Origin of the sequence: Natrinema hispanicum, from assembly GCF_900111485.1 — an archaeon.
Classification (GTDB): Archaea; Halobacteriota; Halobacteria; order Halobacteriales; family Natrialbaceae; genus Natrinema; species Natrinema hispanicum_A.
This window is the reverse complement of record NZ_FOIC01000010.1, coordinates 68,712-88,056: the sequence shown is the minus strand read 5'-3', so window position 1 is coordinate 88,056 and position 19,345 is coordinate 68,712. Positions and strand designations below refer to the sequence as shown.

19 protein-coding genes and 1 tRNA gene are annotated in these 19,345 nt (G+C 63.7%); 4 read left to right on the top strand and 16 right to left on the bottom strand.

The window, feature by feature from the left end; genetic code table 11:
* Positions 1–80 precede the first annotated feature (80 nt).
* The gene (purM, locus tag BSG09_RS11160; protein ID WP_092933106.1) at positions 81–1,064 is read left to right on the top strand and encodes a phosphoribosylformylglycinamidine cyclo-ligase; all 984 of its coding nucleotides are present in this window, start codon (positions 81–83) and stop codon (positions 1,062–1,064) included.
* Positions 1,065–1,239: 175 nt separating this feature from the next.
* Here purM and BSG09_RS21290 read toward each other — a convergent pair whose 3' ends face one another.
* The 6 genes from BSG09_RS21290 to BSG09_RS11135 all read right to left on the bottom strand — a co-directional run bounded on the left by BSG09_RS21290 (position 1,240) and on the right by BSG09_RS11135 (position 4,527).
* On the bottom strand, positions 1,240–1,650 hold the full coding sequence (locus BSG09_RS21290; RefSeq protein ID WP_223174690.1) for a hypothetical protein: 411 nt from the start codon (positions 1,648–1,650) through the stop codon (positions 1,240–1,242).
* Between the two features lie 28 nt (positions 1,651–1,678).
* Positions 1,679–2,443, bottom strand: a complete 765-nt coding sequence (locus BSG09_RS11150) for an enoyl-CoA hydratase/isomerase family protein (RefSeq protein WP_092933104.1) — start codon at positions 2,441–2,443, stop codon at positions 1,679–1,681.
* Positions 2,444–2,584: 141 nt separating this feature from the next.
* Positions 2,585–3,253 (bottom strand): helix-turn-helix domain-containing protein, encoded by a 669-nt coding sequence (locus BSG09_RS11145; protein WP_092933102.1) that lies wholly within the window; start codon positions 3,251–3,253, stop codon positions 2,585–2,587.
* A 215-nt stretch (positions 3,254–3,468) separates the two neighbouring features.
* A complete protein-coding gene (locus tag BSG09_RS21580) occupies positions 3,469–3,603 on the bottom strand; it encodes a hypothetical protein (protein ID WP_262488513.1) in 135 nt (44 codons plus the stop codon).
* Positions 3,600–4,265: an MBL fold metallo-hydrolase gene (locus tag BSG09_RS11140; RefSeq protein WP_092933100.1), complete on the bottom strand. Its 666-nt coding sequence runs from the start codon at positions 4,263–4,265 to the stop codon at positions 3,600–3,602. Before BSG09_RS11140 ends, BSG09_RS21580 begins: the two co-directional genes overlap by 4 nt.
* 188 nt (positions 4,266–4,453) lie before the next feature.
* Positions 4,454–4,527: transfer RNA gene (locus BSG09_RS11135), tRNA-Lys, on the bottom strand.
* Positions 4,528–4,684: 157 nt separating this feature from the next.
* Here BSG09_RS11135 and BSG09_RS11130 point away from each other — a divergent pair.
* Positions 4,685–6,142: a DHH family phosphoesterase gene (locus BSG09_RS11130; RefSeq protein ID WP_092933098.1), complete on the top strand. Its 1,458-nt coding sequence runs from the start codon at positions 4,685–4,687 to the stop codon at positions 6,140–6,142.
* Between the two features lie 73 nt (positions 6,143–6,215).
* Here BSG09_RS11130 and BSG09_RS11125 read toward each other — a convergent pair whose 3' ends face one another.
* From BSG09_RS11125 to BSG09_RS11115, 3 genes are all read right to left on the bottom strand, one after another.
* Positions 6,216–6,509 (bottom strand): PRC-barrel domain-containing protein, encoded by a 294-nt coding sequence (locus BSG09_RS11125; protein WP_008010367.1) that lies wholly within the window; start codon positions 6,507–6,509, stop codon positions 6,216–6,218.
* A 199-nt stretch (positions 6,510–6,708) separates the two neighbouring features.
* The gene (locus BSG09_RS11120) at positions 6,709–7,845 is read right to left on the bottom strand and encodes a phosphotransacetylase family protein (protein WP_092933096.1); all 1,137 of its coding nucleotides are present in this window, start codon (positions 7,843–7,845) and stop codon (positions 6,709–6,711) included.
* Positions 7,842–9,953 carry an acetate--CoA ligase family protein gene (locus BSG09_RS11115; protein ID WP_092933094.1) on the bottom strand — a complete coding sequence of 704 codons (2,112 nt, stop codon included), beginning with the start codon at positions 9,951–9,953 and terminating at the stop codon, positions 7,842–7,844. Before BSG09_RS11115 ends, BSG09_RS11120 begins: the two co-directional genes overlap by 4 nt.
* Positions 9,954–10,124: 171 nt before the next feature.
* On the opposite strand from BSG09_RS11115, the gene BSG09_RS11110 reads away from it, so the two are divergent.
* Positions 10,125–10,586 carry a hypothetical protein gene (locus BSG09_RS11110; protein WP_092933092.1) on the top strand — a complete coding sequence of 154 codons (462 nt, stop codon included), beginning with the start codon at positions 10,125–10,127 and terminating at the stop codon, positions 10,584–10,586.
* 89 nt (positions 10,587–10,675) lie between these two features.
* On the opposite strand, the gene BSG09_RS11105 is transcribed toward BSG09_RS11110, so the two are convergent.
* The 6 genes from BSG09_RS11105 to BSG09_RS11080 form a co-directional block, all read right to left on the bottom strand.
* Positions 10,676–11,695: a metal ABC transporter permease gene (locus BSG09_RS11105; RefSeq protein WP_092933090.1), complete on the bottom strand. Its 1,020-nt coding sequence runs from the start codon at positions 11,693–11,695 to the stop codon at positions 10,676–10,678.
* Positions 11,695–12,432, bottom strand: a complete 738-nt coding sequence (locus tag BSG09_RS11100; RefSeq protein WP_092933088.1) for a metal ABC transporter ATP-binding protein — start codon at positions 12,430–12,432, stop codon at positions 11,695–11,697. Before BSG09_RS11100 ends, BSG09_RS11105 begins: the two co-directional genes overlap by 1 nt.
* Positions 12,429–13,496: a metal ABC transporter substrate-binding protein gene (locus tag BSG09_RS11095; protein WP_092933086.1), complete on the bottom strand. Its 1,068-nt coding sequence runs from the start codon at positions 13,494–13,496 to the stop codon at positions 12,429–12,431. Before BSG09_RS11095 ends, BSG09_RS11100 begins: the two co-directional genes overlap by 4 nt.
* Before the next feature lie 195 nt (positions 13,497–13,691).
* A complete protein-coding gene (locus tag BSG09_RS11090; RefSeq protein WP_092933084.1) occupies positions 13,692–14,114 on the bottom strand; it encodes a hypothetical protein in 423 nt (140 codons plus the stop codon).
* Positions 14,115–14,171: 57 nt separating this feature from the next.
* Complete coding sequence (locus tag BSG09_RS11085) at positions 14,172–15,344, bottom strand: YhjD/YihY/BrkB family envelope integrity protein (RefSeq protein ID WP_092933082.1); 1,173 nt, start codon at positions 15,342–15,344, stop codon at positions 14,172–14,174.
* An 81-nt stretch (positions 15,345–15,425) separates the two neighbouring features.
* On the bottom strand, positions 15,426–16,382 hold the full coding sequence (locus BSG09_RS11080; protein WP_092933080.1) for a carbohydrate kinase family protein: 957 nt from the start codon (positions 16,380–16,382) through the stop codon (positions 15,426–15,428).
* A 127-nt stretch (positions 16,383–16,509) separates the two neighbouring features.
* Between BSG09_RS11080 and BSG09_RS11075 the strand changes: the two genes are divergently transcribed.
* Complete coding sequence (locus BSG09_RS11075; protein WP_092933078.1) at positions 16,510–17,670, top strand: hypothetical protein; 1,161 nt, start codon at positions 16,510–16,512, stop codon at positions 17,668–17,670.
* 74 nt (positions 17,671–17,744) lie between these two features.
* Here the strand turns inward: BSG09_RS11075 and BSG09_RS11070 are convergent, their stop codons facing one another.
* Positions 17,745–19,214 carry an aldehyde dehydrogenase family protein gene (locus tag BSG09_RS11070; protein ID WP_092933076.1) on the bottom strand — a complete coding sequence of 490 codons (1,470 nt, stop codon included), beginning with the start codon at positions 19,212–19,214 and terminating at the stop codon, positions 17,745–17,747.
* Between the last annotated feature and the right edge of the window lie 131 nt (positions 19,215–19,345).

Here is a 19,345-nt window from a genome sequence, read left to right as displayed (position 1 = left end):
CCCCCACGAAACTCCCGTGCCGACCGTGATGGCTCCGCCGGACCGGTGACCTTTTGCTCGCCCCGAGAGGTCGTTCGAGTATGACCGACACGGACGATGCGGACCGACTCACCTACGCCGAGACCGGCGTCGACATCGAGGCAAGCGAAGACGCGACCGCGGCACTGCTCAAGGCCTTCGGCAGCGATCTGACGACCGAGTACGCCGGCCTGATCGACATCGGCGACCGGTATCTGGCGCTGGCGACCGACGGCGTCGGCACGAAGCTCATGGTCGCGGAAGCGATCGAGGACTTCTCGACGATCGGCATCGACTGTATCGCGATGAACGTCAACGATCTCGTCGCGGCAGGTGTCGAGCCCGTCGGATTCGTCGACTATCTGGCGATCGACGAACCCGACGAGGAACTCACGAATCAGATCGGTGAAGGGCTCGCGGTGGGCCTAGAGCAGGCCGATCTCACCATGCTCGGCGGCGAAACGGCGGTCATGCCCGATGTCGTGAAAGGGTTCGACCTCGCGGGCACCTGTGCGGGGCTGGCCGAGAAAGACGACATCTTCGCGGGTGAGGCCGAGGTCGGCGACGCGCTCGTTGGCTTCCCCTCGAACGGCATCCACTCGAACGGGCTAACCCTAGCCCGCGAAGCAGTGACTCGCAACTACGAGTACACTGACACGTTCCCGCTGGACCCCGAGCGAACGATCGGCGAGGAACTGCTGCGACCGACTCGGATTTATACTGATTTGCTCGAGCCGATGCGCGAGTACGGCGTCCGCGCGGCAGCCCACGTCACGGGCGGTGGCTGGACGAACCTGCTGCGAATGGGCGAACACGAGTACGTAATCGACGACCCGCTGCCTGCGCAACCGATCTTCGAGTTCATCCAGGAGGAAGGCAACGTCACCGACTCGGAGATGCACCGGACGTTCAACATGGGGACCGGCTTCGTCGTCGCGCTCCCCGAGGATCGCGCCGCAGAACTCGTCGCAGAAACCGATGGGCAGCTCATCGGCCACGTCGCAGACGGCGACTCGGTCGAGATTCGCGGCTTCTCGCTGTCCTGATACGGACTCCTGTCAGTCAGTTCGGTGGGCCCGCCACCCGCGACCGCCCTGCGGGCCACCGGGGAACTCGAGACAGCAGCCCGTATGAGCCATTTCGAAACGACGGGAATCCCGCGAACGCGAACGTATGTGACCGACTGCGGGCACTGAGCTCGAGACAGCGGGGAGAACGTTGCTATCGGGTTCGGTCGTCACGGCCGGTCGCTGTCCCGCCAGTCATGTCGCCACCGGACGGGTCCCGACTGAGGCGAATTTCGTCGTCAGTCACCCGGCCGACCGCCTCTTCCTGCAGTGGATACGTGTCTTCGCCGCTCTCGCTCCAGCCGAGTCTCGCTTTGATCGAGTCCGTGATTCCGGGATCCGGTTCGACGTGAGCGGTGCCGTGTTCGACATCTGCGACCATTCCGACTTCGTCACCGTCGGCGTTGACGACGCGCTTGCCGATGTCGTCGTCGGTAAACTGTTGAGACATTGCACTCGGAGTAAGGGGCGAGCCGTGCAAGGTCGTGGTGCTTGCTGGCGCTTGCGACCGGGTGTCGCCGCCGGCGACGATCCCGGGACGCAATCGACGGTCACTGGCTGCCATTCGATAGCGCCTCGCGGCTCGAATCCGGTTACTCGAACGCCGGGTCTCTGTCCTCGAGAAACGCGGTGACACCCTCTTCGTGGGCCGCTGACGTGCGGGCCTGTGCCTGCAGCAGGTTCTCGTAGTCCAGTCCGTCGTTCCACGATCGACCCAGGTTCTTGTGCATGGCTTGTTTCATCAGTCCGATCGTAGCCGTCGGACCAGCTGCGAGCTGTGCGACGATAGCTGCGACTTGATCGTCGAGTTCGTCGGCAGGGACCACCTCGTTGACTAACTCGAGGTCGGCCGCGCGGTCAGCGTCGATGAACTCGCCGGTAAACGCGAGCCGCTTGGCGGCACGGAGTCCGATGATGTGGGGGAGCATGACGGTGCCGCCGGTATCGGGAAGCAGCCCGAGCCTGACGAACGCACAGGAAAAGCGGGCGTCGGCGGCGGCAACCGCGATATCCGCGAGCGCGACGATCGACAGCCCCGCGCCGATGGCGTCGCCGTTTACCTTCGCGACGATCGGGACGGGAGACGCGAGCATCGCCTCGACGATGCGGCCGAACGTCGCAGTGACCTGTTCGTAAGCCGCCTGTGACGAATCGGGAATCTCGGCGAGCGCCTCGAGATCGCCACCGGCACTGAAGGTGTCGCCCGCACCGGTGATGACGATCGCGTCGTTCTCTTCGGGCGTGGCGGCGTCGATAGCGTCGGCCAGCTCGGTGGCCGTCTCGGTCGTGAGCGCGTTGTGCGCGTCCGGCCGGTCGAACGTCAATCGTAACACGCCATCATCGTGATGGATTTTCATACCACGACCGTTGTGCGCCCGGCTATTAAACGCGGGTTTCGATCCCGTTTCCGTTCAGGAGTTGGTACTCGACGGGTCGAGCGGTCGCAAAAATCACCGAGATGGCCGTCGATCGGGACTGTGGCTTCGGGCGGTCTGCGATCAGTTCGTCGGGATCGGCGGGGCGACAGTCTCCTCTTCAGTCACGTTGAGTTCAGACGTGACGAGTGCGCGATAGGCTCGGCGCAAGCGCTCGGAGAGCGCCTGGTGGGAGATGTCCAGCTCTTCAGAGAGTTCCTGCATCGAGACTTCGCGCGGGATCTCGAAGTAGCCGTGATCGATCGCTGCAACCAGCGTCTCGTACTGGCGGGCCGTCAGCCCGCACTGGGAGTGTGTCTCCGCTGCCAGGTCGAACAGCCGGACGATCGTCGGCGTGACGTCGGCATCGTCGAAGCGGTCGTACAGCGAGCTAACGCTTTCGCGGTCGACGACGCGGACGCTGAGCAGCCACGTCCCGTTCGAAGCCGACGCACTCAGTACCGTCCCGCCCTCCTCAAGGATGAGCTCGAAGGGGTCGATGGTGTCCGGTTCGAACTCGATGTCGTACAGCCAGCGGTCCTCGTCGCTGCTGATCTGCGTGTACGCTCCGATCGCGGTCGCCTCCTCAAGCGCGTCTTCGACGTCCGACTGGGACGGCCCCGAGAGCCAGAGTCCGTGGCCGCTCGAGGCGATCACTCGCTCCATCTCGCACGTCAGCGACGGAACGGCTTCGAATAGCTCGCCAGTTCCGGTGCCGTCGGCCTGAATCTCGATGTCTGCGATGGATGTCATAAGTCTCACCCAGGGATACAGCGACGATGTCCATAACCCCACTTCCAAACCACTTAGAAGAGATTCGAGCGAATTACAGCTCTGTTGATTGATTGGCTGGCGGCCCACTGCACACCGGGGAGTCATACTGCCGGACAGAACGACGTGCCACCGCTCGCGAATTCGCGGCCGTCCCTACAGGCGATGGGCGTCTGTCTGCGACCGGCGTCGTCGTCTCAGTATCGGCGAGACGTCCCGACCGCCGCGGCGGCAGACCCGATCGGCGTGTCATGGCCGACGACGGTCACCAGCATCGCGCCGGCCGACATCCGATCATCCGCCTCCCGGAGCGCCCACGACGACAGTGTCAAAACAGTTCGACGCGGATCCCGTCGGCCTCGAGGTCGGCCGCGAACGCCTCGGCATCGGTTTCGATCGGCTCGAACGTGTCGTAGTGCTCCGGTAAGACCAACTCGGCGTCGACGCTTCGAGCGAGGTCGGCAGCCTCGGCGCGGTTCATCGTGAAGTGGCCGCCGATCGGCGGGACGAGCACGTCCGCCGCAAGCGACTCGTGATGGGGGAGAAAGTCCGTATCCGAGGGACACAGGACAGTCGTTCCCTCGAGCGCCAACAGCAGACCGATTACCTCGCCGTCGGCATGAAATGGCTCTCCGTCCTCGTCGACGTGGTTTCCATCGGGATCGTTGTAGGCGGGGATCGTCTGCACGTCGATTCCCGCGACTGTCGTCTCGCCTTCATAGGGGAGGTCGACGACATCGAACGCGAGGTCGCTGGTGTCGATCGCCTCGTAGGTCGCGATGGTGACATCCGGCCCTGCGACGGCCGCGATCGCCTCTGGATCGTAGTGGTCGAAGTCGTCGTGGGTGACGAAAATCACGTCGCCATCACCCGGTTCGTCCTCGAGCACCTCGCTCCATGGATCGATATAGATGATCGTGCCATCCGTGGTCTCGAGACGCTTACTCGCGTGGCCAAGCCGTTCGAACGTCAGGCCCTCGTAATCGACGGACATGGTGGCTCGAAAGTACGGAATGGGTCGTCTTATAGGTCGGTCGTTCGCTCGAGATGTCGTCCCGAGCAGACGCAAGCCGGGCGCGATTTGAACATACGGTCGGACGTGTTCACTGCGTTGCGCGCGCCCTCCCTGCGTTCACATCACGCTGGCCGCGTTGCTCCGCACGAAGTTGTTCGTCGCAAAAGCGGGCCGGGCGCGATTTGAACACGCGACCGTCTGATTAAGAGTCAGACGCTCTGCCGGACTGAGCTACCGGCCCTGTACCTCCGACTTTCGCTCGGTCGTTCAAATACGTTTCCCTTGGGAGGCGCTGTGACAGCCATCCACGCGCAATTGCCCTCGAGCCACCGGCGCGAAACGTCAGGCGATGCCACGCTTCGGGACCATTAAGTGCGGTGGGTCCGACCACACGGGCAATGAGTACGGGGGTTACGATTTCGTCGATTTCTGACTACGCTATCTTGGGCTGTGGCAGCGTAGGGTACGCCGTCGCAGAGGAACTCGTCGAACAGGGCAAGGACGTTTCCATCATCGATCGCGACGAGAGCCGGGTCGAATCGCTTCGCGATCAGGATCTGGATGCCCGTTCGGCAGATATCCGTGACGCCGAGATCGCCGATCTCGTCGCCGACCGTGATGTCGTCCTCATCCTCGCGTCGGACGTCGAATCGAACAAGCAGGCCCTCGAGCACATCCGTGAGGCAAACGATGACCAGTTCGTCGTCGCCCGTGCGAGCGACCCCGTCTCCGGCGACGAACTCTCCGAGCTCGGGGCCGACATCGTGATCAATCCGTCCTCGGTCATCGCTGAGTCTGCGCTGCGAGCGCTCGAGTCCGGCGAACTCGAGTACAACGCGGGCCAACTCGCCGGGATCGTCGAGGAGACCGGGACGCAACTGGCGATCGTCACCCAGGACAGTCCCGATCCGGACTCGATCGCCAGCGCGGCGGCGTTGCAGGCGATCGCCGGCCACCTCGGCGTCGAGTCCGATATCATCTATCTGGGCGACGTCGGCCATCAGGAGAACCGTGCGTTCGTCAATCTGCTGGGGATCGACCTCGTTCAGTGGGACGAGATCGAAGACCACTCGATCTACGACACCGTCGCGCTGGTCGATCACGGGACCGCAGGCGAGATGGAGCTCCCCGTCGACATCGTCATCGATCACCACGAGGCGGAGACCGAGGAGGGCGTCGAGCCCGAGTTCGTCGACATCCGGCCGAACATGTCCTCGACATCGACGATCATGACGAAGTACATCCAGGAGTTCGACATGAACGTCTCCGAGGAGGTCGCGACGGCCTTACTCTATGGTATCCGCGCGGAGACCCTGGATTTCAAACGCGACACGACCCCCGCCGATCTGACGGCCGCGGCCTATCTGTATCCTTTCGCAAATCACGACACCTTAGAGCAGGTCGAGTCGCCGTCGATGTCCCCCGAGACGCTAGACGTGCTCGCGGAGGCGATCACCAATCGCGATGTCCAAGGCAGTCATCTCATCTCCAACGCTGGCATCGTCCGCGACCGCGAGGCACTGACCCAGGCCGCCAGCCACCTCTTAAATCTCGAGGGCGTCACCACGACGGCGGTCTTCGGTATCGCTGACGAGACGATCTTCCTCGCCGGTCGCTCGAAGGACATCCGCATCAACATCGGGAAGGTGTTAGACGACGCCTACGGCGAGATCGGCGAGACGGCCGGCCACTCCACGCAGGCCAGCGCGGAGATTCCGCTGGGCATTTTCACCGGCATCGAAATATCGGATGGCACGCGGGACACGCTGCTCGAGTTGACCGAAGAGGCGGTCAAACGGACGCTGTTCGACGCGATGGGCGTCGAGGGAAGCAGCGAAGGCTCGAACGGGAGCTAGTGGCGTTCCACGCCAGAATTATGGGTCGAACTCGCAGCTGCCGGTTCGACCCGCTGTCGACGCGTGGAAGGGCCTACACGACGAGTTCGTCTTCTTCTTCGTCGGGGTCGCGGACGCGCTCGACGACGTCGTTGATCAGGATGATATCACCGACAGAGCGGACCCAGCGGTAGGGGACGATGATGCCCTGGCCGCTGCGGGCTTCTTCGGCGAACAGTTCGCTGTTTAAGTTCGCGAGTGCGAGACCGGAGACGACCTGGCCGTCGATGTTCAGTCTGAGATCCTCGACTTCGCCCACGAAGACGCCGTTGTTCGAATAGACCTCGCGGCCGACGAGAGAGGTGATCTCTTGGGGTGTGTCGTCCATGTCTGGGTTCATGCGTGGTGGACTCTTAACTTTTGGTTAGACGTGACAGTCAGACTGTTGGACACCAATTGATCAAGGGCGATCGTACACGGACAGCCGTCGCTACGGCGGCGAGCGCTGCAGTGCGATCGGTGTGCCCTGTAGTGGCAGCCAGAGGAAGGAAACGCCAAACCGCCATAACGGTGTGTCTGCCGGGTTCTCACAGAATCTCGTCGACGGCGGCGTGATCGGACAGGAGCTGCTCCATTCGGTCAACCGTCTCCGCATCTCGCGTCCGCCCGCTCCGAATCACGTCCTCAGCGCGCTCGACGGTTGCGAGCGTATCCGTCTGCACGGAGAGGATCGGGACACCTTTCTCGCTTGCCTGCCCGAGGATCGTTCCCGATGGGCGGTGGCCACCGGTCAGGATGAGACAGCGGATACCGGGTGCCTCGAGCGCGGCAGTATGAATTTCGGCTCGGTCGCCGCCGGTGATGACGGCGGCGTCTTTCGTCCGGCGGAAGCGTCGCAGGGCGCTGTCGGCACCCATCGCTCCAACTGAAAACCGCTCGACGTAGCTGTCCTGTCCCTCGTCGACGAGCATCGTCGCGCCGAGTTCGTCGGCGAGGTCGGCGACCGTCACGCCCGAGAGTTCCCGTTCGCTCGGGAGAACGCCGTGGACCGGAATCCCCTGCCCCTCGAGAAACGGCACCACGTCGGTCTCGAGTTGGTCGTAGGCTGCGTCGGGGACGTCGTTGAAGACGACGCCAGCAAGCCGGGTGCCGAACTGATCGGCTGCGGCGAGCACGTCGTCGATGTCTGCCGGGATTTCGTACGAGGCGACCAGCAGGACACGAGCGTCGAACAGGGCCGCGATGTCGGCATCGGTGAGATCGACGATCTGGCCGATGTCGTAGCTGCCGCCACCCTCGACGAACAGTCGATCGTGGTCCGCCGCAAGCGTCTCGAACGCCTCGCGGACGCGCTCGCGGAGGTCGTCCGGGTCCTCGCGGCCGCGGATCACCTGCTCGATGAACGTCGGCGAGTAGACAACCGGCTCGAGATCGTGGATCTCCGCCTCCAACTCGAGCAGTTCGCGGGCGAGTAGCGGGTCCTCGTCTAACGTTTTGCCGACGTTGCTCTGGAGGCGGGTGCCCTTGGGTTTCATATAGCCGACGCTGTCGCCCGCACTTCGTGCGAGGCGGGCAAGCGCCAGCGTGATGGCCGTCTTGCCGGAGCTCTCCGCGAGCGAACTGACGAGGAGCGTGTCGGTGTCGTCAGGGACGGTCTCGGTGGTCGTCGTGTCTGTGTCACTGTCGGTCTCCGTGGATTCGGGGTCTGAATCGATGTCGGTCATGGGTTCTCCGTATCGAGTTCGTCGGTGTCGACGGTCAGTCGGAGATCGATCGCTTGGACGCCGTCGGGGCCCGCCACGAGCGGGTTGATGTCGAGTTCGAGGATCGACGGGAAGTCAGTCACCAGCTGTGAGAGTCGTTGGATCGTCTCGACGATTCCCTCGACGTCTGCGGGCTCGCGGCCGCGAGCACCGCGCAACAGCGGTGCGGCCTGAATCTCGTCGATCATCTCGCGGGCCTCGCGCTCGCCGATCGGCGCGATACGAACCGACGTATCTTCGATGATCTCGACGAAGATGCCACCGAGTCCGAACAACAACAGCGGGCCGAACTGTGGATCGCGGTTCATCCCGACGATCGTCTCGGTCGCGGCCTCGAGGTCAATCAGTTCCTGGACCTGCACGCCGACGATCCTCGCGTCGGGCTGGTAGTTGCGTGCCCGGGCGACGATGTCCTCGTAGGCGTCGTAGACGTCGTCGGTCGCGACGCCGACTTTGACGCCACCGATGTCGGATTTGTGTGAGATCTCGGGGCTGACGATCTTCATGACGACGTCGCCCTCGATCGACTTGGCCACCTCGCGGGCGCGCTCGGGATCGTCGACGATCTCGCCGCTCGGCGTCGAAATCCCGTAGGCCTCGAGGAGGTCCATCGACTCGACGCCGAGCCGGTTGTTGTCGCGTCGCGTCGCTCGCGAGAGGATCTCGTGGGCGTGCTCTCGGTCGACGTCGAACGTCTCGGGTTCGTCGGTCGGTTGCTCGTGAATATCGCGGAACCGAGCGAGCGCGTCGAGTCCCGACACCGCCCGTGAGGGATCGAAATAGTTCGGAATCCCTGCCTCGCGCAACGTTGTGTCGGCATCACGAGCGCGTTTTCCGCCCATCAGGCAGGTCACGACCGGCGTCTCGTGTATCTCGCGGATCTCGATCACTGTCTCGGCGAGGTCGTCGTACGACAGGACCGCCGTCGGCGCGGCAACGACGACCGCGCTGCCGACGTTGGAGTCAGCGAGTGCGATATCTAACGCCTCGCCGAAGCGGTCGACGTCGGCGTCGCCGATCGCGTCGATCGGGTTGTAGACGTTGGCTTCGTCGGGCAGTGCCTCAGTCAACGCCCCGACCGTCTCGTCAGTGAAGTCGGCGATCTCGAGGCGTGAATCGCCGACCGCGTCAGTCGTTAACACGCCAGGGCCGCCCGCGTTCGTCACGACGGCGACGCCGTCGGTGTCGGGTTCGGGCAGTCCTGCGAGTGCCCGCGCGTAGTCGAACAACTCCTGGACAGAGTGGGCCCGCAGGACCCCTGCCTGCTCGAGGCCGGCTTCGTAGGCCCGTTCGCTGCCGGCGATCGCGCCAGTGTGCGAGGAGGCCGCCTTCGCACCGGCGTCCGTTCGGCCGGATTTGACGAGGACGATCGGCGTCTCGTCGGTCACCTCGCGAGCGGTCTCGAGGAACGTCTGCCCGTCGTCGATGTCCTCGAGATAGCCGATGATGACGTCCGTTGCCGGATCGTCGTCCCACTCGCGGATGAAATCGGTCTCGTCGAGGACGGCCTTGTTGCCAAGCGAGACGACGTCCTGAAAGCCGATCCCCTCGTCGGTCGCCCAGTCGAGGACGGCAGTGATGAACGCACCTGACTGGCTCAGAAAGGAAATCGACCCCTCGAGCGGGGTTTGTGGGGCAAAGGAACCGTTCATCCCATTCGGCGTCGCCATGATGCCGAGACTGTTGGGGCCAACGACGTTGAGGTCGTGTTCGGCGGCAATCTCGCGCAGTCGACGTTCGCGTTTCGCGCCCTCGCTGCCGGTCTCGGCGAACCCAGCGGTGATAACGACGATATTCTCGGTGCCTGTCTCGGCGAGTTCCCGAATTGATTCGATGACGATGTCGGGCGGTACGACGACCACCGCTAGATCGATCGGCGGGGCGCTCTTCGCGTCCGGATAACACTCGAGCCCGAGCACCGTCTCGCGCGAGGGATTGATCGGGACGACCTCACCGTCGAACCCACCACGCAGGTTCTCGAGAATCGCCCGGCCGACCGCGCCCTCGCGGTCGGTTGCACCGACCACGCCGACGGTCTCGGGATCGAAGAGTGCGGATAACCGTCCCATCACTCGAGCGTTCGCTAAGTAGCGAGTTAAGCGTATGGCGTGTTCCAGCCGTCGGGGAGATCAGGGCGGGCGGGGTGTCGTCTCGAGCAGTCGGCAGATCGGTGCCGGTTCCCAACTGCGCCGGCAGCCAACGTGGAAGGCATATATGTTAGTATAGAAACCAATCGGGTGATGGTCGACTTCCGTCCCCGCTCCGTCGCCCTCGGCACCGCACTACTGGGTGCGGTCAGTCTTCTGACTGCAGTGGTGTTGTTGACGACGATTCCTGAAAACCCGCCCGGAACCGGGTTTGCGGCCGGCCTTACCGGTATTTTCGTGTTACTATACGCAGTCGTGGGACTGCTCGCACTCGTGGAAGCGGGGGTATTGGGTCTCGTAACGCGGCTGTGGGAGCCGGCCGAGTGGCCGCGTCGGCTGCTCATGGGCGGGGCCGCCGCTGGCGGACTTGCCGTCGTTCTGCTGGTCGGTCCCCTCCTTGTGAGCCGACTCGCCGCAACCCTATTCGGTCGGCTCGTCCCGGTTGGCAACGCCCTCGAGATCGGACTCGTGCTCGTCCCGGTCGGGATCGGCTCGACCGCGCTCGGTCTCGCTCTCCATCTCGTCGAGCACGTGCGGACGCGAGCCAGAACGTAACCGGCCGTCGGTCGGGCTGGTGTCATTGTGTTCCAGCGCAGCCACATGGCGTTGGTAATTGCGCTGGAACTGACGTCCAATTGACCGTCTCAATGCATCGAGATCGCCGGCGACGAGCGACTCGAGGCGAAGACCGCAAGCAGGTAGCAGGCGATGGCGACGACGACGATCGAGCCGCCGGTGGGCAGGCTCTGTGAGATCGAGAGGACGAAGCCACCGATGACGGCCACCTGCCCGAAGAGGATCGAGAGATAGATCGTCTCCCGGAAGCTCTGAGCGAGCTGGGTGCCCGCGGCGACGGGGACGACCAACATCGCGGCGACGAGGATCACGCCGAGGATCTGCATCGCGCCGACGACGACGACGGCTGTCATCACGATCAGCAGGGTGTTGTACCACGTAACGTTGAGCCGCGCGACGCGAGCGGCCTGCTCGTCGAACGTAATGAAGAGCAGTTGCTTGTAGGTCGCGACCGTGACGGCGACGACGACGACGGTAATAACGGCCATCAGCCGCGCGCCCGAGGGCGTGACGACCGAGATGCTGCCGAAGATGAAGTCCTGGACGTTGATGCCGGTCATCCCGCGGCCGTAGCTGATGATCAGCGTCCCGACGGCAAAGCTGCCGGTCAGCATAATCGCGATCGGCACGTCGCCGTAGGTGTCAGTACGCTCGGCGAGCCACTGGACGGCAAGTGCACCCAACACCCCGACAACGAGCGCAACGACCATCAGCGAGCCGTTCCAGCCGGTGATCGAACTCACCAGCAGGCCGACCGCGACCCCGGCGAAGGCCGTATGCGCCAGCGTCTCGCCGATCAGCGCCATCTCGCGGTGGACGAGGTAGGTGCCGACCAGCGGCGCGACGACGCCGATCAGGATTCCTGTCGCGATCGAACGCCACATGAACGGATGATAGAAGACGCTCGTCCCGAGGTAGTGATCGGCCCACCAGCCCGCGATGCGGGCCTGCTCATAGAGGACGCCGATACCGGGAACACTACGAAACGCGTCGATAGTGAGCAGCCCGATCATCGCAATCGCGAGGACAGCGGTCACGGCGATCCCGACGTGCTCGAGCCGCCGACGAAGGGAGCCGGTTGCAGTCATCAGTGATGGTGGTGGACGACCTGGCCCGTCGCGCCGTAGGCCTCGGTCAGGGCATCGCTTTCGACGAACGATTCGGTATCACCGTGGTGGTACAGCTCCGTGTTAATACAGGCGATTCGGTTCGCCCGATCGGTGACGACGCCGATGTCGTGTTCGATCAGGATGATCGTGATCCCATCGTCGTTGAGCGACTCGAGCAACTGGTAGAACGCATCTCGAGATTCGGCGTCGACGCCGACGGTCGGCTCGTCGAGTGCCAGCAGGTCGGCCTCGGAAGCCAGTGCGCGGGCGATGTAGGCCCGCTGGCGCTGGCCGCCCGAAAGCTGGTTGACCTGTCGATCTGCGAGGTCGGTGATGCCGACGGTCTCGAGTGCGTCGTCGACGATCGCGTGATCGTCGGCGGTCAGCCGGCGGTGGCCCGCGTGGGCGAACCGGCCCATCGTCACCGCTTCGCGGACGGTAACCGGCATCGAACCGCCGCCACTGGTAGCCTGTTGGGAGACGTAGCCGATGCGCTCGCCGTCGTCGAACGCCGAGACGGGTTCACCGAACAGCTCGATCGTCCCGCTGTCGGGCGTGCGCAATCCGAGCATGAGATGCAAGAGCGTGGTCTTTCCCGAGCCATTGGGGCCGATCAGGCCCAGAAAATCCCCCTCATCAACCCGCAGCGTGACGTCCTTGACCGCTGGCTGTTCGCCGTAGGCAAACGTCACGTCCTCGAGCGCGACGACGGTCACTGTGCGTCTAGTACCTCTCTGAACGCGGGGATGTTTATTTCTTCCATTTGCTCGAGGTACCCCCAGCCCTCGTCCTGCCACGTCGCAAGCGTCCCCGAGAGGTGCGTAATCGGCATCGTGTCGGTCGCGTCGCTCTCCGCGAGGATCGTCTCGACGAGTGGGTACGCGCCGTCGGGATCCTCGAAGGGGTCATAGAGGATCGTCTCGATGCCCTCCGAATCGACGAGTTCGATCGTCTCGGAGATGTCGCTGGCACTCGGCTCTTCCTGCGGGGAGACGCCGACCGGCGTATGAATATCGAACCCGTAGCGGTCCTGCAGATAGGTAAACGAGTCGTGACCGGCGAAGACGGCGACATGTTGATCTGCCGTCTCGAGCAGGTCTGTAAACTGCTGGTCGATAGACTCGAGGTCGGTCGTATACGATGCGGCGTTCTCCTCGTAGGTCTCGGCGTTGTCCGGATCGGCGTCGGCCAGTCCCGACGCGATCGTCTCGACGATCTCCCCTGCAAGCACGGGGTCGAGCCAGACGTGTGGATCGATCGACGCTTCGCCGTGATCGTGACCGTCGTGGGTCTCGGTGTGCTGATCGCCCTCGCTTTCGTGGTCATGGCCATCGTGAGTCTCGGTGCTATGATTGTCCTCGTTCCCGTGGCCGTGGCTGTCGGTTTCGTGGTCCCAGCCCAACAGCTGGTCGTCCAGTCCCTCGAGCCCATCGATTACGGCGACGGTGTCGTAGTCGGACTCGAGCGTTGCCGCGACGTCCTGTGCCCACGAAAACGCGGGCGTATCGAAGTAGACGAAGACGCCGGCGTCGGCGATGTCCCGGGTGAGGTCGCCGCTTGGCGACCAGCCGTGACCGGCCTGTCCGGTCCCGACCGGGTTCTCGAAGTCGATCGCGTCGCCGCTGACCTGCTCGGCCCAGTCCCACAGGGTAAAGAAGGCGGCGTAGCCGGCGTCGAGGTTCGCATCCGCCGCGCTGATATCATCGAGACAGCCGGCGACGGTACTCGCGGCGGCTGTGCCGGCAGCCGTCTGCAGCAGCGTCCGTCGTGTCAGTTTCATACTCGAGGTTAGTGCTAGCCGAGTATAAGTATTAATATCCAGTGTTGCAGTTTTGTTAATTATCGCCATCAGCTGTGCCTTCTGTTAATAACCACCGCCCGTATAGCGAACTGAGTTGTTATGCCATCGGATCGTCACGCAGCGGCGGGCGGCTTGGCGAGGGAGCGAGAAAGTAACGCAGCGAGCGCAATTGCCCTACTCGAGGGAAACCTCGAGTCGGGTGCCATCGAGCCGCCGGTAAGCCGGTGGCCGATCCGGAACTGGGTCGCGAACCACCTCGAACGTGTCGAACCGGATCACGAGCCGGCCCGGATCGATCGTCGCCCGGAGTATGGGACCCCGGCTGGTCACGACGACGTAGGGCGGTGCAGGGACGGGGGTTGCCCGAAGTTCGTACCCAGTTGCGTCGACCGCGTCTGCGAGCACTCTCGGCAGGGCCTCGAGAACTCCGGCGTCTGCGAGTGTCCGGTGGAGCCCGTCCGCGACCGTCTTCCTGTCGGTCGTTCGCGCGGTATCCCAGGGGGCAGCGACCGCGTCGGCACAGGCGTCGATCCCATCGACGATCGACGCGTGTGCCGTCCGGATCCGACGCCGCGCGTCACGGACTGGGTGGGACATGAATTCTGGTGGAACGGGCACGTACTAAGGCGTCACGACTCGAGCCGGCTCGCCGAGCTACTCACGCTGGGTTTTGAAAACACCGATGTTCAGCGTCCGAACGTACGTTAGGACGCCGCGAAACCGCTGTCGCCACGACGATCCGTGCCGGGCCGAACGCTCGCGCCGGAGCCGTTCGGTTTCGGTCTCGAGATCTCGATTTGCCGTCTCGAGTTCATCGAGTCGCGCCTCGAGCGTGTCGACCTGATCCTCGAGTCGGTACCGACGGCTGCGCTGTGCCGCGCGATCGTTTCGCAGTTGATCACGTTCGCGCCGGAGCGCAGCCAGTTCCCGCTCGAATCGCTCACGTTCGCGGACGGCCGAATCGAGGAACGGGGCGCGGTCGTCGTCCGCTGGAATCCCCTCGAGCGACGGGGTGTCGGTAGCCGCGTCGTCGGATTTGATCTCGATGTGGCCCGAGTGAGTGGCATTGACGACGGCTCCGACGAGTAGTATCAGGCCGCCGAAATACAGCCAGGTCAACAAGAGAATGATTGCGCCGATCGGTCCCGCCGAGTCGGAGCTACTCGAGATTGCAACGTAGACCTGAAATAACGACTGGAGGGCCGCCCAGCCGACGGCGGCGACGACGACGCCCGGCAGCACCTCGCGAACCGAGAGATCGATGTCCGGGAAAAAGTAGAACATCGGGAGGAAGGCGATCGTCAGGCCGACCACGAGCAACAGCGGGTTCAGGAGCCCGATAAATAGACTCTCCGGGAAGAACGCGAAGACGACGGTGGTCGCTGCAGCGGCGATCAGCGCGACGATGATCGCCCCGAAGACGACGGCCCCATCACGCACCTGATCGAGCAGCGAGTTCTCCGCGGTCGACGTATAGATCTCTGAGAATGCAGTGTCCAGCCCGCGGAATATCTTCAACGACCCCCAAACGAGCGCGACCAGTCCGATGAGAGAGGTACCGACACTACCGGTCGAGCCTTCGAGCCCTTGCTCGAGCATGACCTGACCGCTCTCGGGCAGGAACCCCTCGGTCATCGACGACACCTGCGTTGCGAGCCCCTCGTTACCGACGAACGACACCAGAAAGAACAGCAACACGAGCAACGGAATCAGTGAGACGAACGCCTGATAGGCGATGCTGGCGGCCATAAACGTCACGTTCTTCTCCTGAATCCCGGTCACGACCGATTTCGCGAACGGAACCGCTCCGCGAACGTTGCGATCCATACCTTCCATCCGTCACGGGGTCGGATACCGATCTGGCTTGCAGCCACGGGCCGTTTGAGACGGTTATGACCGGTGTTTGACCTACTCCTCGAGCAACTCGACTACCGCGTCGCGAGTCGGGAGTGCCGCCATCGCGCCACGAGCAGTGGTCGTCGTCGCCGCGACCGCGTTCGCGAACGCTATCGTCTCCGCGAGATCACGACCGTCCCGCAGGGCGTCGATCGCGCCGGCGACGAACGCGTCGCCAGCACCCGTCGTATCGACGGTATCGACCGCGAATCCCCGATGTGCAACTGTGGCTGCTGACCACGGCGCGTCGTCGCTCGCGACGGCGACCGCTCCCTCGCTCCCGCGCGTCACAAAGACCGTGTGGGCCGCCCCGCCGTCGATCGCCGCGCGAGCGATTTCGGTCGGCGACTCGCCCGACACACCCAACGTCTCGAGTTCGGTGACTGTCGCAAAACAGACGTCGACGTGGGCGAGTGCGTCGCCCACCGTACTCGCGAACGCCTCCTCGTCTGGCCACAGTTCCGGCCGCCAGTTCGGATCGAACGATACCGTACAGCCCGCGGTAGCGGCCCGCTCGAGCAGGTCCAGCGTTGCCGCGCGCGACGGGCCGTTCGAGAGGGTCACACCACCGGCGTGGACCCACTCGCAGTCGGCGAGCGTTTGGTCGTCGATCCGGCCAGGCTCGAGGCGTGTGTCGGCGGTCCCGTCGCGGTAGAAACTGAACTCGCGGTCGCCAGTCTTGTCGTGTGTGACGAACGCGAGCGTCGTCTTCGCCTCGGTGTCACGGGCGATGAATCGGGTGGGGAGGCCATCGTCGGCGAGCGTCCGCTCGAGGTAGCGACCGAACGGATCGTCGCCGACGCGGGTCCAGAACAGCGGCGGCTCATCGAGGCGGGCGAGTGCGACGGCGACGTTCGCGGGCGCACCACCGGGACGGCGCTCGAAACCGGCGACGTCCTCGAGCGGCCCCGCTCGCTCGGGGATGAAGTCGATCAGTGTTTCACCGGCGACGAGCACGTCGTGAATCATGGCCGATGCTCCACTGTCGAGGTGGGTAGGTCCTTCGGCGATGATTGGGGGCCAAACACCGATTCAGAGACGGCGATCGAAACGGGATCGGCATATATTATAGTGGTTGCAAGCAGCTAGTATCGCTATGAAAGACATTTCGAGGCGCAAACTACTCGCGGCCACGGGAGCGAGCACGGGCCTCGTTGTGGCCGGTGCAGGATGTCTCGGCGATCCCACATCAAGTGCCGGCAACAATGGTGAACCCGACGATACGACCAGTGAGACGGACGAGGGAGCGGCTGAGCTCACACCGCTCGAGCGATGGGTCCCTGCCACTGGAAGCGCGGAACTCCTCTTTCACTACCGGGACCTCACGACAGTCCGACAGCTCGAGGACACGCTGCAACCGGCTGTGACCGAGGCCGTTTCGACGCTACCCGACGGGGAAAGTGCCACGTTCGTCGAACAGTTTGCGGACGGTGAGTCGGCGGTGGATTCGGTTTGTAGGTTCGGGTCAAAAGGCGTCGCCGGGAACGTCGTCGTTGCCGGCTCGTTCGATCCTGACGCAGCTGATGCGGCACTCGAGCCAGCAGCCGGCGATTTCGGCACGTTCGAACGTGATGGCGTTTCGGTTGCTGTTTCGTCGGAGACCCTTATCGTGAGTCCGTCCGACGGCGCGGCACTCGAGGCCATCCTCGCAGCGGGTGTTGAGGGTGCGGATCGCCGCATCGATTCGGACGTGAATTTCGCGCCGCTGCTTGACCACATCGGACTGAGCACCTTCGTTTGGGGAGAACACGAACGACAGAACGAAGCCAACGCAGATGGTTATGGAGCCGCGTATGCGTGGTCGCTCGGACCGGAGACGACGACGCAGTCGATGGTCGCCGTCTCTGCCGACTCCCAGCGGATGGACGAATTCGAGGACACGATGGCAGACCGATTCGACGATGTGACGGTCGAGACCGACGGCACCGTTGGTGTCGCGACGAGAACTATCCCGACCGCGGACTACGAGTACCGTGATCTGTTCGCCGAACGTGGCAGCGAACCGCCACAACTGCAGGCGGGTGTGACCATCGACGCCGATTCAGTGGCGCGGACGGTGACGGTGACGTTCACGGCCAAAAGCGACGGAGTCGATCGACTCGAGATACGTGATCAAAACGGTTTGCGCGACGAATTAACTGAGGTCGGCCAAGCGACGACACTCGAGTACGAGTCAGGGGCGTCGGGAACGATTACCGCAGTTGCCGTCGGAGACGAAACTGAGAGAGTCGTTGCCACGGAATCGTTCTCGTTTTGAGAACAAACTGGCAGGACGAGGGGCGTGAGTCGACGAACCCCCATCAATAGTTGCTGACGGAACACACAGCCGTCCTACAGCACGATACTCTTCTTGCGCATCATTGCGTGGATCGAGGCGTCGAGCCCTTCGCGGCCGATGCCCGAGTCCTTGTTACCGCCGAAGGGGATGTCGCCGAGGCCGTGGCTTGGCGCGCCGTTGATGCGGACCGCACCGGCGTCGATGCGCTCTGCCATCCGCATCGCGCGCTTGTAATCGCTTGTAAAGACCGCTGCGTCGAGTGCGAGATCGGAGCCGTTGGCGATCTCGAGGGCTTCCGCCTCGTCCTCGAACGTCGTGATCGCTGCAATGGGGCCGAACTGTTCTTCGTCGACGATGCGGGCGTCGTGTGGGACGTTTGCGAGCAGCGTGGGCTCGAAGAACTGGTCGGCGAGTTCGTCCGGGACGCCCTCGGGGGCACGCCGTTCCCCGCCGCGGACGATCTCCGCGCCCTTCTCGACGGCGTCGTCGACGAGTTCTTCGACCCAGTCGGCTTGCTCCACGCTGATGAGAGGGCCGAATGCGGTGTTCTCGTCGAAGAGATCGCCAGCCTGCCAGGCGTCCATCTGGCCGTCGAGTATGTCGACGAGGTCGTCGTGAACCGACTCGTGGGCGAGCACGCGCGAGATGGCCGAGCAGCGCTGGCCGGCGTACTTGAACGAGCCTTTGGCACAGTTGCCCGCGACGTCCGTGAGGTCGGCGTCGTCGAAGACCACTGCTGGGGCGTTCCCACCAAGTTCCATATGCAGGTTGACCATGCCACTCTCGCGGGCGACGTGTTTGCCCGCGCCCGAGGAGCCAGTCATGGCGATCGCGTTGATGCGGTCGTCGCCGGCGAGGACGTCACCGATTTCGCTGGCTTCGCCTGGAACGAAGTTGAACGCACCGTCCGGAATCCCGTCGACATCGGCGATGATGTCGGTGAGGATCGCCGACGAAATCGGTGTCTTGCTCGCGGGTTTGAGCAAGACGCTGTTACCGGCCGCGATCGCGGGCGCGACCTGCAGTGCCGTCGTCGCGAGCGGATAATTGTACGGCGTGATACAGAGGACGGCACCGATCGGCTCGTGCTTGACGATCGCCTGCCAGCCCTCGTGGCCCGCTGTCGACCCCTCGCGGTATTCGCCGTTGCTGACGATGGTGCGTGCTTCCTCGGCCGCTCGGTCGAACCGCTCGGCCGCCTGCTCGACCTCGCCGCGAGCCGACGATATCGGTTTGCCGGCCTCGCGGACGATGACCTCCGTGAGTTCCTCCGTGCGCTCACGGAGTCTCTCGGCGATGGACTCACACCACGTCGCGCGCTCGACGACAGTCGTCTCCCGAAGCGTCGGCTTGCTCTCGTGGGCAGCTGCGAGCGCGGCCCGCGCCTCCGCCGGTCCCGCAGCGGCGACCTGTGCGAACGCTCCACCTTCAGCGAGATCCGAAACCGAGAGCACGTCTTCGGTCTCGAGCCACTCGCCATCGACGTAGAGCCGCTCTCGCCGCTGTGCAATTCTGGTTGCCATACTCCTCCCTTGGACCTCCATGTTGAAAATGTTTACTCAGCTCCGAAAAAATAAAGGGTATGCTAGCAGTGTCATTCGATAACAGGTCTCTTCAAATAGAAACTAACTCGATACAGTATCTCGAAAACAGA

Coding starts and splice junctions, on each gene's coding strand:
- purM (WP_092933106.1), top strand. CDS start 81: ATGACCGACACGGACGATGCGGACCGACTCACCTACGCCGAGACCGGC.
- BSG09_RS21290 (WP_223174690.1), bottom strand. CDS start 1,650: ATGGCAGCCAGTGACCGTCGATTGCGTCCCGGGATCGTCGCCGGCGGC.
- BSG09_RS11150 (WP_092933104.1), bottom strand. CDS start 2,443: ATGAAAATCCATCACGATGATGGCGTGTTACGATTGACGTTCGACCGG.
- BSG09_RS11145 (WP_092933102.1), bottom strand. CDS start 3,253: ATGACATCCATCGCAGACATCGAGATTCAGGCCGACGGCACCGGAACT.
- BSG09_RS11140 (WP_092933100.1), bottom strand. CDS start 4,265: ATGTCCGTCGATTACGAGGGCCTGACGTTCGAACGGCTTGGCCACGCG.
- BSG09_RS11130 (WP_092933098.1), top strand. CDS start 4,685: ATGAGTACGGGGGTTACGATTTCGTCGATTTCTGACTACGCTATCTTG.
- BSG09_RS11125 (WP_008010367.1), bottom strand. CDS start 6,509: ATGGACGACACACCCCAAGAGATCACCTCTCTCGTCGGCCGCGAGGTC.
- BSG09_RS11120 (WP_092933096.1), bottom strand. CDS start 7,845: ATGACCGACATCGATTCAGACCCCGAATCCACGGAGACCGACAGTGAC.
- BSG09_RS11115 (WP_092933094.1), bottom strand. CDS start 9,953: ATGGGACGGTTATCCGCACTCTTCGATCCCGAGACCGTCGGCGTGGTC.
- BSG09_RS11110 (WP_092933092.1), top strand. CDS start 10,125: ATGGTCGACTTCCGTCCCCGCTCCGTCGCCCTCGGCACCGCACTACTG.
- BSG09_RS11105 (WP_092933090.1), bottom strand. CDS start 11,695: ATGACTGCAACCGGCTCCCTTCGTCGGCGGCTCGAGCACGTCGGGATC.
- BSG09_RS11095 (WP_092933086.1), bottom strand. CDS start 13,496: ATGAAACTGACACGACGGACGCTGCTGCAGACGGCTGCCGGCACAGCC.
- BSG09_RS11090 (WP_092933084.1), bottom strand. CDS start 14,114: ATGTCCCACCCAGTCCGTGACGCGCGGCGTCGGATCCGGACGGCACAC.
- BSG09_RS11085 (WP_092933082.1), bottom strand. CDS start 15,344: ATGGATCGCAACGTTCGCGGAGCGGTTCCGTTCGCGAAATCGGTCGTG.
- BSG09_RS11080 (WP_092933080.1), bottom strand. CDS start 16,382: ATGATTCACGACGTGCTCGTCGCCGGTGAAACACTGATCGACTTCATC.
- BSG09_RS11075 (WP_092933078.1), top strand. CDS start 16,510: ATGAAAGACATTTCGAGGCGCAAACTACTCGCGGCCACGGGAGCGAGC.
- BSG09_RS11070 (WP_092933076.1), bottom strand. CDS start 19,214: ATGGCAACCAGAATTGCACAGCGGCGAGAGCGGCTCTACGTCGATGGC.